Here is a 13,467-nt window from a genome sequence, read left to right on the forward strand (position 1 = left end):
CTGTATGGATTAACAGGAGTGTAATCAAACTACGTCGAGTTTGCACCTGTTCCGTGTTAGCGCGTCTTAATAACCAGACGATTACTTTGCTTGACTTCTTCCATTACCACGTAGGTACGGGTGTCGTTAACGCCCGGCAGGCGCAGCAAGGTCTCGCCCAGTAATTTACGATACGCTGACATATCCGGTACACGGGTTTTCAACAGATAGTCGAAATCACCGGAAACCAGATGACACTCTTGAATTTCTTCAAGTTTTTGTACTGCGGCGTTAAATTGCTCAAACACATCCGGTGCGCCACGATTCAGAGTAATCTCAACAAATACCAGAAGTGATGCATCCAGATAATGCGGGTTGAGCAGCGCCGTATAGCCCTGAATAAAACCCTGTCTTTCAAGACGACGCACACGCTCAAGGCAAGGCGTCGGAGAAAGTCCCACCCGTTTAGAAAGCTCGACGTTAGAAATTCGCCCATCTTTTTGCAATTCATTCAGGATGTTACGATCAATGCGGTCGAGATCTTTGCCAGGGCGCTTCTTGCTATCTACCATTATTATTGTCTCTCTGTATTCCTTCCCTACTCCTGTTCCGGCTCTGAGCCTTCACTGCCAGAGCCCATCCTGTTATCACCCGTACGACATTGGGTAACCCAGGGGTACGTGAGAAGCCCGTTGCCTGACGGCAGTCACCGACATCACGCATGGCGTCTGTCCACACCATGCGTAGATTTCGTTAACCCGGATAAAAATGGCATTTGCGTGCATGAAAATTCGCCGCACGCTAAATACTGCTTTTCTTCTTCCTTGAATGTTTTCGCAAAAGCACAGGTGATTGTCAAAGCAAAACATCGATTTTTAGTACAAGATGCCAGATATTCATCATCCGCCCTGGTTGATTCTCATTTTTTCGTCTTATAATTGTCCCGCCGACAGTAGAAATAGTTATATTCCTTGCCGGGAAAATCACCAATTCATTGGCAGCTTCTATTGCACACATCGTTAACAAAATCGCTGTGCTCTTTTTTTACGACAACAAATTCCCTACAATCCCAGCCCAATGTATGCCAATTATTATGGGGATCTCATGGGCACAGCCAAACACAGTAAACTGCTTATCCTTGGTTCTGGACCTGCGGGATACACCGCGGCGGTCTATGCCGCACGCGCCAACCTGCAGCCGGTGCTGATCACCGGGATGGAAAAAGGCGGTCAGCTGACCACCACGACGGAAGTGGAAAACTGGCCAGGCGATCCGAACGATCTCACCGGTCCGCTGCTGATGGAGCGCATGCACGAGCATGCCGCAAAATTTGAAACCGAGATCATTTTCGACCATATCAGCCGCGTCGATTTGCAAAACCGCCCGTTCCGTCTGACAGGCGACAGCGGCGAGTACACCTGTGACGCGCTGATCATCGCCACCGGCGCTTCCGCCCGTTACCTGGGCCTGCCTTCCGAAGAAGCCTTCAAAGGCCGCGGCGTTTCCGCGTGCGCTACCTGCGACGGATTCTTCTATCGCAACCAGAAAGTGGCGGTGATCGGCGGCGGCAACACCGCAGTGGAAGAGGCTCTGTATCTGTCGAATATCGCCTCTGAGGTACACCTGATCCACCGTCGCGATTCCTTCCGTGCGGAAAAAATCCTCATTAAACGCCTGATGGATAAAGTGGCAAGCGGCAACATCGTGCTGCATACCGATCGTACCCTCGAAGAGGTGACCGGCGACCAGATGGGCGTCAGCGGCCTGCGCCTGCGCGATACCAAAAACAGCGACAATGTCGAGTCCCTGGAAGTGGCTGGTTTATTTGTCGCCATCGGCCACAGCCCGAACACCGCCATCTTTGAGGGCCAGCTGGAGCTGGAGAACGGCTACATCAAAGTGCAGTCCGGTATCCACGGCAATGCGACCCAGACCAGCATCCCGGGCGTGTTCGCCGCCGGCGATGTCATGGACCATATCTATCGTCAGGCCATCACTTCTGCGGGCACCGGCTGCATGGCGGCGCTGGATGCGGAGCGTTACCTCGACGGTTTGGCTGACGCTTGCAAATAATCTTTACAAGTCAGTAACAAAGGTAAAGAAGGCGACGAAAAGTCGCCTTTATTTTTGCTGCGATGTAACATTGCCGTGCCCAATACTCCGATAACGACACCTGCAAAGCGCGCAATGAATAAAACCCGTCAACAAGAGTTAACCCGCTGGTTAAAACAGCAAAGCATTATCTCCCGTCGCTGGTTGATGATTTCCCGCCTGCTTGGCGTGGCGAGCGGTCTGCTGATCGTGGCGCAGGCCTGGTTCCTGGCGCGGATCCTGCATCGGATGGTAATGGAGAATATTCCAGCGACCGCCCTGCTGCTGCCGCTCACGCTGCTGGTGCTGATCTTTGTACTACGCGCCTGGGTGGTCTGGCTGCGTGAGCGGGTCGGCTTTCAGGCCGGGCAGCATATTCGCTATGAAATTCGCCGCCAGGTTCTTGACCGCCTCCAGCAGGCAGGCCCGGCGTGGATCCAGGGCAAACCGGCCGGCAGCTGGGCAACGCTTATTCTTGAGCAAATCGACGACATGCACGACTATTATGCCCGCTACCTGCCCCAGATGACGCTGGCGGCCTGCGTACCGCTGCTGATCGTTATTACTATTTTTCCGATTAACTGGGCCGCCGCGCTGATCCTTCTCGGCACCGCCCCGCTGATCCCGCTTTTCATGGCGCTGGTCGGGATGGGCGCCGCCGACGCCAACCGGCGTAACTTCCAGGCGCTGGCCCGCCTCAGCGGCCACTTCCTCGACCGCCTGCGCGGCATGGAAACCCTGCGTATTTTTCATCGCGGTCAGGCAGAAACCGATAATATTCGCTACGCCTCGCAGGATTTTCGCCAACGCACCATGGAAGTCCTGCGTCTGGCCTTCCTCTCCTCCGGGGTTCTGGAGTTTTTCACCTCCCTCTCCATTGCGCTGGTAGCGGTGTATTTTGGCTTTTCTTACCTTGGCGAGCTGAACTTCGGCCACTATGGCGCGGGCGTCACGCTGATGGCGGGATTCCTGACGCTGATCCTCGCCCCGGAATTTTTCCAGCCGTTACGTGACCTGGGTACCTTCTACCATGCCAAAGCTCAGGCCGTGGGCGCCGCAGACAGCCTGAAAACGTTTATGGAAACGCCGCTGACCCAGGTAGAGCGTGGCGAGAAAACGTTAAATGACAACGATCTGATTAGCGTGGAAGCGCGCGACCTGGTGATCAAATCTCCGGAAGGTAAAGTTCTGGCGGGACCGCTTAATTTTGCGCTGCCCGCCGGCGCTCGCGTGGTGCTGGTCGGCCAGAGCGGATCCGGGAAAAGCTCTTTGCTGAATACACTGCTCGGCTTTCTGCCCTATGAGGGGTCGCTGATGGTCAACGGCGTAGAGCTGCGCGAGCTGGACGCTGAGCGCTGGCGCCGCCTGCTGAGCTGGGTAGGACAGAATCCGCAGTTACCTGCCGCCACGCTGCGGGAAAACGTGCTGCTGGCGTGGCCCGAAGCTAGCGAAGCACAGCTTAGGCTGGCGCTGGACAAGGCCTGGGTCAGCGAGTTTATCGCCCTGCTGCCGCAGGGGATCCATACCGCCGTAGGCGATCAGGCGGGGCGTCTGTCGGTAGGCCAGGCGCAGCGTATCGCGGTCGCCCGCGCGCTGTTGGTGCCGTGCCGCCTGCTGCTGCTGGATGAACCTGCCGCCAGCCTTGACGCCCATAGCGAACAGCGAGTCATGCAGGCCCTGACCCACGCCTCCAGTGAGCAAACCACGCTGCTGGTCACCCACCAGCTCGAGGGGCTGGCCGACTGGGACGACGTCTGGGTGATGCAGGACGGACAGATTATCGAACAAGGCGACTACGCCACGCTGGCCCGTGCTGGTGGGGTCTTCTCGGCGCTGCTGGCCCATCGTCAGGAGGAGATTTAAATGCGTGCACTTTTACCCTATCTGGCGCTCTATAAACGCCATAAATGGATGCTGCTGCTTGGCGTCGTGCTGGCCATTGTGACCCTGCTGGCCAGCATCGGCCTGCTGACGCTCTCCGGCTGGTTCCTCTCCGCCTCAGCGGTGGTGGGCGTCGCCGGGATCTACAGTTTTAACTATATGCTGCCTGCCGCGGGCGTTCGCGGCGCGGCAATTATCCGTACCGCCGGGCGCTACTTTGAGCGCCTGGTCAGCCACGACGCTACCTTTCGCGTGCTGCAGCACCTGCGCGTTTTCACCTTCAGCAAACTGCTCCCCCTCTCTCCGGCGGGGCTGGCGCGCTTTCGCCAGGGTGAGCTGCTCAACCGGGTGGTAGCCGACGTTGACACCCTGGATCATCTCTACCTGCGGGTCATTTCGCCGCTGGTCGGCGCGCTGGTGGTGATTGTGGTCGTCACCTGCGGATTAAGTCTGCTCGACGTCACCCTCGCGCTGACGCTCGGCGGTATCATGCTGGCGACCCTGCTGGTTATGCCGCCGCTGTTCTATCGCGCAGGTAAGCCAGCCGGCGAAAGTATGACGCAGCTGCGCGGCCAGTATCGCCAACAGCTCACCGCCTGGCTGCAGGGTCAGGCGGAGCTGATGGTATTTAACGCCAGCGACCGCTACCGCGCACAAATGGAAAAGACCGAGCTGAGCTGGCAGGATGCACAGCGGCGCCAGGCCGAGCTGACCGCGCTTTCGCAGGCGGTAATGCTGTTAATCGGTGGCATCGCCGTGGTGGCCATGCTCTGGCTGGCCTCAGACGGCGTCGGCGGCAATAGTCAGCCCGGGGCGCTGATCGCGCTATTCGTATTCTGCGCGCTGGCGGCTTTTGAAGCCCTGGCGCCGGTTACTGGCGCTTTCCAGCATTTAGGCCAGGTGATCGCCTCCGCGCGGCGGATCTCGCAGATTACCGACCAGCAGCCGGAGGTCACCTTTGTCGAAGATGAAGCCAGTTCGCCAGCGCAGGTGGCCCTAACGCTTCAGGAGGTCACCTTCCGCTATCCTCAGCAGCCCTCCCCTGCCCTGGAGAATATTTCCCTGCAGATTGCCGCCGGAGAGCACATCGCCATTCTTGGCCGGACCGGCTGCGGAAAATCGACGCTGCTGCAGTTGCTTACCCGCGCCTGGGACCCGTCACAGGGAGAGATTCTGCTCAACAATCAGCCGCTCTCCGGCCTCAGCGAAGCCACTCTGCGGCAGGCAATGAGCGTAGTGCCGCAGCGCGTGCACCTGTTCTGCGCCACCCTGCGCGACAACCTGCTGCTGGCGGCGCCTGAAGCGGATGACGCTCATCTCAGCGCTACCCTTGAGAAGGTGGGCCTCGAAAAACTGCTGCAAGATGGTGGTCTTAACGGCTGGCTGGGCGAAGGCGGGCGTCAGCTCTCCGGCGGCGAACTGCGCCGACTGGCCATTGCCCGCGCGCTGCTCCACGATGCGCCGCTGATGCTGCTCGATGAACCGACAGAAGGTCTGGATGCGGCCACCGAAAGCCAGATCCTGCATCTGCTGGCAGATGTCATGCGCGACAAAACCGTGCTGATGGTGACCCATCGCCTGCGGGGCCTGGCGGGTTTTAATCAGATAATAGTCATGGACAACGGCCAGATAATTGAGCAAGGTAGTCACGCGGAGCTGCTCGCTAAACAGGGCCGGTACTTCCAGTTTAAACAGCGTCTGTAGGCTATTCTATTATCTAATTTTTGCTGATGCGTATTGAGGTTAAAATGCGTCTGGTTCAGCTCTCCCGGCACTCTATCGCCTTCCCCTCTCCGGAAGGCGCCTTGCGAGAACCTAATGGCCTGCTGGCGCTCGGCGGCGATCTGAGCCCCGCGCGGCTGCTGATGGCCTATCAGCGTGGTATTTTCCCTTGGTTTTCCCCTGGCGACCCGATCCTCTGGTGGTCGCCCGACCCCCGGGCGGTACTTTGGCCAGAGCAATTCCATCTCAGCCGCAGCATGAAGCGCTTTCATCAGCGTTCGCCCTACCGGGTCACGCTCAACCACGCCTTTGGCGAAGTGATTGAGGGCTGCGCCAGCGATCGTGACGAAGGCACCTGGATAACCAGCAGTATCGTTCGCGCCTATCACCAGCTGCATGAGCTGGGTCATGCCCACTCCATTGAAGTCTGGCAGGAGAATACCCTGGTGGGAGGAATGTACGGCGTAGCGCAGGGAGCGCTGTTTTGCGGCGAATCGATGTTTAGCCGGGCAGAAAATGCCTCCAAAACCGCGCTGCTGGTATTTTGCCAGGACTTTGCGCACAGCGGCGGTAAATTAATTGACTGCCAGGTACTGAACAACCATACCGCGTCATTAGGCGCAGTGGATATTCCCCGCCGCGATTATCTGGACTATCTGTCGGTATTACGCGGCTACCGACTGCCCGAGCGATTTTGGGTGCCGCGGGTGCTATTTCCTGGCGGATAATAAAATGTTTTCAGCACATTTTGCGTCAGGATGGTATAATTGCGCGGTAGAGTAGCTTCTGCCTGTTGCCCCGCCGCCGTTTGGGAATAATAAGAGTCAGATAACGCCCATCGTTCTGTCACTCCCCTTTACGTTTGCGCCTGTCACGCGGCATGGCCGTGTGTGTCCCGGGCAATGCGCCAAAACTACTTCGGCGATTCATACCCGTCATATTTCCGTAGCCGCTGTGCTGACTATGCGCCTTGCGGCAAGGTGAATGATTCAGGGTAGATACGTAAAACTTTACTTACATGATGAACTTCGGCATTATCTTGCCGGTTCAAAACTACGGTAGTGATACCCCAGAGGACTAGATGGCCAAAGAAGACAATATTGAAATGCAGGGCACCGTACTTGAAACGTTGCCTAACACTATGTTCCGCGTAGAACTGGAAAACGGTCACGTGGTAACCGCGCATATCTCCGGTAAAATGCGTAAAAACTACATCCGCATTCTGACGGGCGACAAAGTGACTGTTGAGCTGACCCCGTACGACCTGAGCAAAGGCCGCATTGTCTTCCGTAGTCGCTGATTGTTTTCGCCCCTAAGGCGTCAGATGCTGAAGGCCGGGATAATTCCCGGTCTTTTCATTTCTGCCGTCAGCAAAAAAAAACCGGCCCTTAGCCGGTTTTTTACATTGAAGATATCGCCTTAGTGGGCCGCTTCCGGTTTGTGCTTCGGAGCGCTCTGGAAGTCGTAAGTCAGCGTATTTTTGTCGCTGTCCAGAGAGACAGTGACCTGACCACCGTCGACCAGCGAGCCAAACAGCAGCTCGTTCGCCAGCGGTTTTTTCAGGTTGTCCTGAATGACGCGTCCCATTGGACGTGCCCCCATCGCCCGATCGTAGCCTTTCGTCGCCAGCCAGTCGCGCGCTTCCTGACTCACTTCCAGGGAGACGCCTTTCTGGTCCAGCTGGACCTGCAGCTCGACGATAAACTTGTCGACAACCTGATGGATCACCGTGGTAGACAAATGATCGAACCAGATGATGTTGTCGAGGCGGTTACGGAACTCCGGCGTAAAGATCTTTTTGATCTCATCCATCGCATCCGGACTGTTGTCCTGCTGAATAAGGCCAATCGATTTACGCTCGGTTTCCCGCACCCCGGCGTTGGTGGTCATCACCAGCACCACGTTGCGGAAGTCCGCTTTACGGCCGTTATTATCGGTCAGCGTCCCGTTATCCATCACCTGCAGCAGCAGGTTGAACACGTCCGGATGCGCTTTTTCGATCTCATCAAGCAGCAATACCGCGTGCGGATGTTTAATCACCGCATCGGTCAGCAGCCCGCCCTGATCGAAGCCGACGTAGCCCGGAGGCGCCCCGATCAAACGGCTGACGGTATGACGTTCCATATATTCGGACATGTCAAAGCGCAGCAGCTCAATCCCTAACGCCTTCGCCAGCTGGACGGTCACTTCGGTTTTCCCGACCCCGGTCGGCCCGGCGAACAGGAACGATCCCACCGGCTTGTGCTCATGGCCCAGCCCGGCGCGCGCCATTTTAATAGCCTCGGTCAGCGCCTCGATGGCTTTATCCTGTCCAAAGACCAGCATTTTCAGACGGTCGCCCAGGTTTTTCAGCGTGTCGCGATCGCTGCGGGAGACGCTCTTCTCAGGGATCCGCGCAATGCGCGCCACCACTGATTCGATATCCGCCACGTTAACCGTTTTCTTACGCTTGCTGACCGGCATTAAGCGCGCCCGCGCGCCCGCTTCGTCAATGACGTCAATCGCCTTATCCGGCAGATGACGATCGTTAATGTATTTCACCGCCAGTTCTACCGCCGCACGCACCGCTTTGGCGGTATAACGCACATCATGGTGCGCTTCGTACTTCGGCTTCAGGCCGTTGATAATCTGGACCGTCTCTTCCACCGACGGTTCGGTAATATCGATCTTCTGGAAACGGCGGGCCAGCGCACGATCTTTTTCAAAGATGTTGCTGAACTCCTGGTAAGTGGTGGAGCCGATCACCCGGATCTTGCCGCTGGAAAGCAGCGGTTTGATCAGGTTAGCCGCATCGACCTGGCCGCCAGACGCCGCCCCCGCACCGATAATGGTGTGGATTTCATCAATAAACAGGATGCTGTTGGTATCCTGCTCCAGCTGTTTGAGCAACGCTTTGAAGCGTTTTTCAAAATCGCCACGATATTTGGTCCCTGCCAGCAAAGAGCCAATGTCGAGCGAGTAGATAGTGCAGTCGGCCATCACTTCCGGCACATCGCCCTGCACAATACGCCAGGCAAGGCCTTCGGCGATCGCGGTTTTACCGACGCCGGATTCCCCCACCAGCAGCGGGTTATTTTTCCGCCGACGGCACAGGACCTGAATCGCGCGCTCCAGCTCTTTTTCACGGCCGATCAGGGGATCAATGCCGCCGACGCGAGCAAGCTGATTGAGGTTGGTGGTGAAGTTTTCCATACGTTCCTCCCCGCCGGCTTGCTCTTCATTGCCAGGCTGGCTTCCGCTGTTATCGGAAGACTGGCTCGGCTCGTCTTTGCGTGTACCATGAGAAATGAAGTTCACCACATCAAGACGGCTCACTTCATGTTTACGCAGCAGGTAGGCGGCCTGCGACTCCTGCTCGCTGAAAATCGCCACCAGCACGTTGGCGCCGGTCACTTCGCTGCGGCCAGAAGATTGTACGTGGAAGACGGCGCGCTGCAGCACACGCTGGAAGCTTAGCGTCGGCTGGGTGTCGCGCTCTTCTTCCGTGGCTGGCAGAACGGGTGTGGTTTGTTCGATGAAGGCTTCAAGTTCCTGACGCAATGCCACCAGGTCCACTGAACACGCTTCCAGGGCCTCACGGGCCGAGGGGTTGCTTAGCAGAGCCAGCAGCAAGTGCTCGACGGTCATAAACTCATGACGGTGCTCGCGCGCTCTGGCGAAAGCCATATTTAAACTGAGTTCCAGTTCTTGATTGAGCATAGGCACCTCCCCCAATTTTCATGCCTGTATTCAGGCTTTTTCCAGCGTACACAGCAATGGATGCTCGTTCTCCCTCGCGTACTGATTCACCATAGCGACTTTGGTCTCCGCCACTTCCGCGGTAAACACGCCACAAATCGCCTTACCTTCATAGTGAACCGTGAGCATCAGTTGCGTTGCACGTTCAACATCATAAGAAAAGAATTTTTGTAACACGTCAATAACAAACTCCATCGGAGTGTAGTCATCATTGACCAATATCACTTTATACATAGATGGCGGTTTAATCGCATCACGAACTTCGTCGTCAACCAGGTGCTCGAAGTCCAGCCAATCTCTCTTACTCATCGTCAGTGTTCATCATCGGTTGCTGTTGCCAACAGGCGGAGGCCTGTCGATGACCAGAGGTTATGCTCATCACAAATCTACAATAGATCATAGATAACTATCATCTATCGCTTCTATCCGCGACGGCTGTCACATTCCCCGGCAATAGCGTTAACTGCTTCAAATTTTGACGCATTTTTCGCCGTTCCCCCTCCTCAATCGCTTGACGCGTTTTCGTATTTCTCTAAATTGTAGTGGCGAGAGTTGGCGAGCAATTGAACAACTCGTCACTCCACCACCGGTTCATTCCATCTTACTAATAAAGATTTACGAAGGATGTCGAAGTATGGAAATGGGTACTGTTAAGTGGTTCAACAATGCCAAAGGGTTCGGTTTTATCTGCCCTGAGGGCGGCGGCGAAGACATTTTCGCCCATTACTCCACCATCCAGATGGATGGTTACAGAACGCTAAAAGCCGGACAAGCCGTTCGGTTTGATGTTCACCAGGGGCCAAAAGGCAATCACGCCAGCGTGATCGTCCCTGTGGAAGCGGAAACGGCTGCATAACTCTTTTGCTTCATTGTGTACATCCTGCTAATAAAATGCCAGTCCTTCTGACTGGCATTTTTATTTCTCGCCCCGCCTATTCTCGCGCCAGGGCATCCACCGGATCGAGCCGCGCCGCGTTGCGCGCAGGCAGCCAACCAAACAGCACCCCGGTCAGCGTCGAACAGAGAAACGCCGTCAGCAGCGCCAGCGGAGAAAAACCAATCTCCCAGCCGGGGAGAAACAGCTGTAAAATAAAGGCGATCATCAGCGACAATGCTACGCCCAGCGCGCCACCGACCAGGCAAACCAGCACCGCTTCAATGAGAAACTGCTGCAGCACATCGCTGGCCCGGGCGCCAACCGCCATGCGGATGCCGATCTCCCGGGTTCGTTCGGTCACCGACACCAGCATAATATTCATTACGCCAATCCCGCCGACCACCAGGGCAATCACCGCCACCAATGTCAGGAACAGCTGTAAGGTATGTGTGGTCCTTTCGGCGGTTTTCAAGACGCTGTCCATATTCCAGGTGAATACATCTTTTTTACCATGCCGCAGCTCCAGCAGACGCAGCAGCTGTTTCTCTGCGGTTTCACTGTCGTAGCCTTCATGAACGCGCACAGTGATGGAGTTCAGCCACGACTGGCCCATTACTCTTCCCGCCATGGTGGTGTAGGGCAACCAGACGCGGAGAATTTTGCTGCTGCCGAACATCGACTGTTTTTCATCCGCAACGCCAATCACCGTGGCCGGCATATTGCCCACCAGAATCACCTCTCCCACCACTTTCGCTTTATTGGGAAACAGCTGCCGACGGGTATTGCTGTCGAGCACTACCACCTGTGCCCGACTGTTGAGCTGCAGTTCATTGAAGGTATTGCCTTCGCTAAAGGTCATGCCGTAGACATTAAAATACTGTGGACCGACCCCCTCCGCGCTGGCGGCAACGTCAATATTGTTGGCGCGCAGGCGCAGGCTTTTTGAAACCGCCGGCGTGGCGGAGCGCACCCACGGCTGCTTCTGGATCGCCAGCAAATCGTCATACTTCAGCGCCTGCTGATAGCGCGGGTCGTCGTCGCCAAAATCCTTACCAGGATATACATCAATGGTATTGGTGCCGATGGCGCGAATATCTGCCAGCACCATCTGCTTGGCGGCATCCCCCACCACCACGATCGACACCACCGAGGCAATACCGATAATAATCCCAAGCATGGTAAGCAGGGTACGCATTTTATTCGCCGCCATCGCTCGCCAGGCCATCACCAGCGCTTCGCGAAAGCCGCTGGTAAACTGACGCCACGCCGAAGGCTCCGCCTGCGGACGGGCGCGGAGTCCGCCGCCCTGGCGGCTGGCGGGCGGGTTGCGGACGATCTCGCCATCGCGGATCTCGACGATCCGCTCCGCCTGAGCGGCGACCTGCGGATCGTGGGTCACAATGATGACCGTGTGCCCCTGCGCTTTTAGCTGGTGCAGGATCGCCATTACCTCTTCGCCGGAATGGCTGTCCAGCGCGCCGGTCGGTTCATCAGCGAGGATCACCTCCCCGCCATTCATCAGGGCGCGGGCGATACTGACCCGCTGCTGCTGACCGCCAGACAACTGTGACGGTTGATAGTCGGCGCGCTCGCCCAGCCCCAGCCGCACCAGCAGCTCATGAGCGCGCGCCAGGCGCGCGCGCCGTTCACTGCCGGCATACACCGCCGGCACTTCGACATTCTGCGCGGCGGTCAGATGGGACAGCAGATGGTAGCGTTGAAAGATAAAGCCAAAGTGTTCCCGCCGCAGACGGGCCAGCGCATCGCCATCCAGCTGCGCGATATCGGTTCCCGCTACCCGATAGGTGCCGCTGGTGGGTTTGTCGAGGCAGCCAAGGATATTCATCAGCGTCGATTTTCCCGAGCCGGAGGCCCCGACGATCGCCACCATCTCACCCGCATGGATGCTGAGGGTGATCCCCTTCAGGACCTCAACGCTGCCGTCGCCGGAAGGATAGCTGCGACGTATATCTCGCAGCTCAAGCAGCGCCGTCATTTTGCCGCCCCGCTCGCGCTCTCGCCGACGATCACTTCGTCGCCCTCTTCCAGACCTTGCACCACTGCGACGTCGGTATCATTGCGGGCGCCAATGATAACCTCACGCTCTTTGACCTCACCGGTGCGCAACAGTCGAACGTGGTAGCGGTTATCGCCTACCGCGTCGCCCAGGGCGCTCAGCGGGATAGTAATCACGTTCTTCACCTCAGCCAGCTGAATGTGCACTTGCGCGGTCATGTCGAGGCGCAGGATCCCCTGCGGGTTCGGTACCTCGAAGCGGGCATAATAGAAGATGGCGTCATTCACTTTTTCCGGCGTCGGCAGAATGTCTTTCAGTTTACCTTCATAACGGGTAAGCGGGTCGCCCAGCACGGTAAACCACGCTTTTTGCCCAGGTCTGAGGTGGATGACATCCGCCTCAGAGACCTGCGCTTTAACCAGCATGGTGCTGAGATCCGCCAGCGTCAGAATGTTAGGCGCCTGCTGGGCGGCGATCACTGTCTGTCCCTGCAGGGTGGTAATTTGCGTCACTTCGCCGGCCATCGGCGCCAGGATCCGCGTGTAATCGAGGTTGGTCTTCGCCGTATCGAGCGTTGCCTGGTTACGCTTTATTTGCGCTTCAATAGTGCCGATCTGCGCCTGTTTCACCGCCAAATCGGTGGCCGCGGTATCAAGGTCCTGCCGCGAGACCAGCTGGCGCTGCGCCAGCTGCTGCTGACGGGCCAGAGTCACTTGCGCCAGTTTGCTCTCCGCGCGCGCCTGATTGAGCTGGGCGCGCAGCTCCATGAGCGTCGCTTCCACCTCTTTAATCTGGTTTTGCGCCTGCTCCGGATCGATAACCCCCAGCAACTGATCCTTTTTAACCTTATCGCCAATATTGACGTGCAGCGTTTTCAGCTGTCCGCTGACCTGGGCGCCGACGTCAACTTTTCGCAGGGCATCCAGTTTGCCGGTGGCCAGCACGCTCTGCTGGAGATCCCCTTTGCGAACTACCAGCGTCTGGTAGTTCGGCAGCGGCGCATTGAGGATCCGCCATCCCCAGATAGCCAGCCCCAGCACAACGATCGCCAACAGCCACCAGACGGTCCTGCGTTTTCCCTTCACTTTCATATTCCGATTCCTGCTGTTTCCCTGCCGCTCCAGGCGGTGATTCTATCGAAACCCGTTGGCAACAGGACACC

General features: G+C 57.1%; 11 protein-coding genes. 6 read left to right on the forward strand and 5 right to left on the reverse strand.

From position 1 onward, the window contains the following. Nucleotides 1-56: 56 nt before the first annotated feature. Entirely contained in the window at nucleotides 57-551 is a 495-nt protein-coding gene (gene lrp / locus KB890_RS05795; protein ID WP_000228469.1) for a leucine-responsive transcriptional regulator Lrp, read from the reverse strand. Nucleotides 552-1,083: 532 nt separating this feature from the next. Between lrp and trxB the strand changes: the two genes are divergently transcribed. The 5 genes from trxB to infA all read left to right on the forward strand — a co-directional run bounded on the left by trxB (nucleotide 1,084) and on the right by infA (nucleotide 6,973). Further along, on the forward strand, nucleotides 1,084-2,052 hold the full coding sequence (gene trxB, locus KB890_RS05800; protein ID WP_002898019.1) for a thioredoxin-disulfide reductase: 969 nt from the start codon (nucleotides 1,084-1,086) through the stop codon (nucleotides 2,050-2,052). Between the two features lie 114 nt (nucleotides 2,053-2,166). Then, nucleotides 2,167-3,933 (forward strand): heme ABC transporter permease/ATP-binding protein CydD, encoded by a 1,767-nt coding sequence (gene cydD / locus KB890_RS05805; RefSeq protein WP_020323875.1) that lies wholly within the window; start codon nucleotides 2,167-2,169, stop codon nucleotides 3,931-3,933. Next, entirely contained in the window at nucleotides 3,934-5,655 is a 1,722-nt protein-coding gene (gene cydC, locus KB890_RS05810; RefSeq protein WP_020323882.1) for a heme ABC transporter ATP-binding protein/permease CydC, read from the forward strand. It begins immediately after the preceding gene. Between the two features lie 44 nt (nucleotides 5,656-5,699). Continuing rightward, the gene (aat, locus tag KB890_RS05815; RefSeq protein ID WP_002898014.1) at nucleotides 5,700-6,401 is read left to right on the forward strand and encodes a leucyl/phenylalanyl-tRNA--protein transferase; all 702 of its coding nucleotides are present in this window, start codon (nucleotides 5,700-5,702) and stop codon (nucleotides 6,399-6,401) included. Between the two features lie 353 nt (nucleotides 6,402-6,754). After that, nucleotides 6,755-6,973, forward strand: coding sequence for a translation initiation factor IF-1 (gene infA / locus KB890_RS05820; protein ID WP_001040187.1), 219 nt, complete (start codon nucleotides 6,755-6,757; stop codon nucleotides 6,971-6,973). Nucleotides 6,974-7,092: 119 nt separating this feature from the next. On the opposite strand, the gene clpA is transcribed toward infA, so the two are convergent. Both clpA and clpS read right to left on the reverse strand, forming a co-directional pair. Beyond that, complete coding sequence (gene clpA, locus KB890_RS05825) at nucleotides 7,093-9,372, reverse strand: ATP-dependent Clp protease ATP-binding subunit ClpA (protein ID WP_002896522.1); 2,280 nt, start codon at nucleotides 9,370-9,372, stop codon at nucleotides 7,093-7,095. Between the two features lie 30 nt (nucleotides 9,373-9,402). Beyond that, a complete protein-coding gene (gene clpS / locus KB890_RS05830) occupies nucleotides 9,403-9,720 on the reverse strand; it encodes an ATP-dependent Clp protease adapter ClpS (RefSeq protein WP_002896520.1) in 318 nt (105 codons plus the stop codon). 325 nt (nucleotides 9,721-10,045) lie between these two features. Between clpS and cspD the strand changes: the two genes are divergently transcribed. Then, nucleotides 10,046-10,267, forward strand: a complete 222-nt coding sequence (gene cspD, locus KB890_RS05835; protein WP_002896516.1) for a cold shock-like protein CspD — start codon at nucleotides 10,046-10,048, stop codon at nucleotides 10,265-10,267. Between the two features lie 76 nt (nucleotides 10,268-10,343). Here the strand turns inward: cspD and macB are convergent, their stop codons facing one another. Together macB and macA are read right to left on the reverse strand one after the other, a co-directional pair. Then, nucleotides 10,344-12,284, reverse strand: a complete 1,941-nt coding sequence (gene macB / locus KB890_RS05840) for a macrolide ABC transporter ATP-binding protein/permease MacB (RefSeq protein ID WP_004150848.1) — start codon at nucleotides 12,282-12,284, stop codon at nucleotides 10,344-10,346. Beyond that, nucleotides 12,281-13,396, reverse strand: a complete 1,116-nt coding sequence (macA, locus tag KB890_RS05845) for a macrolide transporter subunit MacA (RefSeq protein ID WP_002896440.1) — start codon at nucleotides 13,394-13,396, stop codon at nucleotides 12,281-12,283. The genes macB and macA overlap by 4 nt, the downstream gene beginning before the upstream one ends. Between the last annotated feature and the right edge of the window lie 71 nt (nucleotides 13,397-13,467).

Source organism: Klebsiella sp. P1954, assembly GCF_018199955.1.
GTDB classification, from domain to species: domain Bacteria; phylum Pseudomonadota; class Gammaproteobacteria; order Enterobacterales; family Enterobacteriaceae; genus Klebsiella; species Klebsiella pneumoniae.

Coding starts and splice junctions, on each gene's coding strand:
- lrp (WP_000228469.1), bottom strand. CDS start 551: ATGGTAGATAGCAAGAAGCGCCCTGGCAAAGATCTCGACCGCATTGAT.
- trxB (WP_002898019.1), top strand. CDS start 1,084: ATGGGCACAGCCAAACACAGTAAACTGCTTATCCTTGGTTCTGGACCT.
- cydD (WP_020323875.1), top strand. CDS start 2,167: ATGAATAAAACCCGTCAACAAGAGTTAACCCGCTGGTTAAAACAGCAA.
- cydC (WP_020323882.1), top strand. CDS start 3,934: ATGCGTGCACTTTTACCCTATCTGGCGCTCTATAAACGCCATAAATGG.
- aat (WP_002898014.1), top strand. CDS start 5,700: ATGCGTCTGGTTCAGCTCTCCCGGCACTCTATCGCCTTCCCCTCTCCG.
- infA (WP_001040187.1), top strand. CDS start 6,755: ATGGCCAAAGAAGACAATATTGAAATGCAGGGCACCGTACTTGAAACG.
- clpA (WP_002896522.1), bottom strand. CDS start 9,372: ATGCTCAATCAAGAACTGGAACTCAGTTTAAATATGGCTTTCGCCAGA.
- clpS (WP_002896520.1), bottom strand. CDS start 9,720: ATGAGTAAGAGAGATTGGCTGGACTTCGAGCACCTGGTTGACGACGAA.
- cspD (WP_002896516.1), top strand. CDS start 10,046: ATGGAAATGGGTACTGTTAAGTGGTTCAACAATGCCAAAGGGTTCGGT.
- macB (WP_004150848.1), bottom strand. CDS start 12,284: ATGACGGCGCTGCTTGAGCTGCGAGATATACGTCGCAGCTATCCTTCC.
- macA (WP_002896440.1), bottom strand. CDS start 13,396: ATGAAAGTGAAGGGAAAACGCAGGACCGTCTGGTGGCTGTTGGCGATC.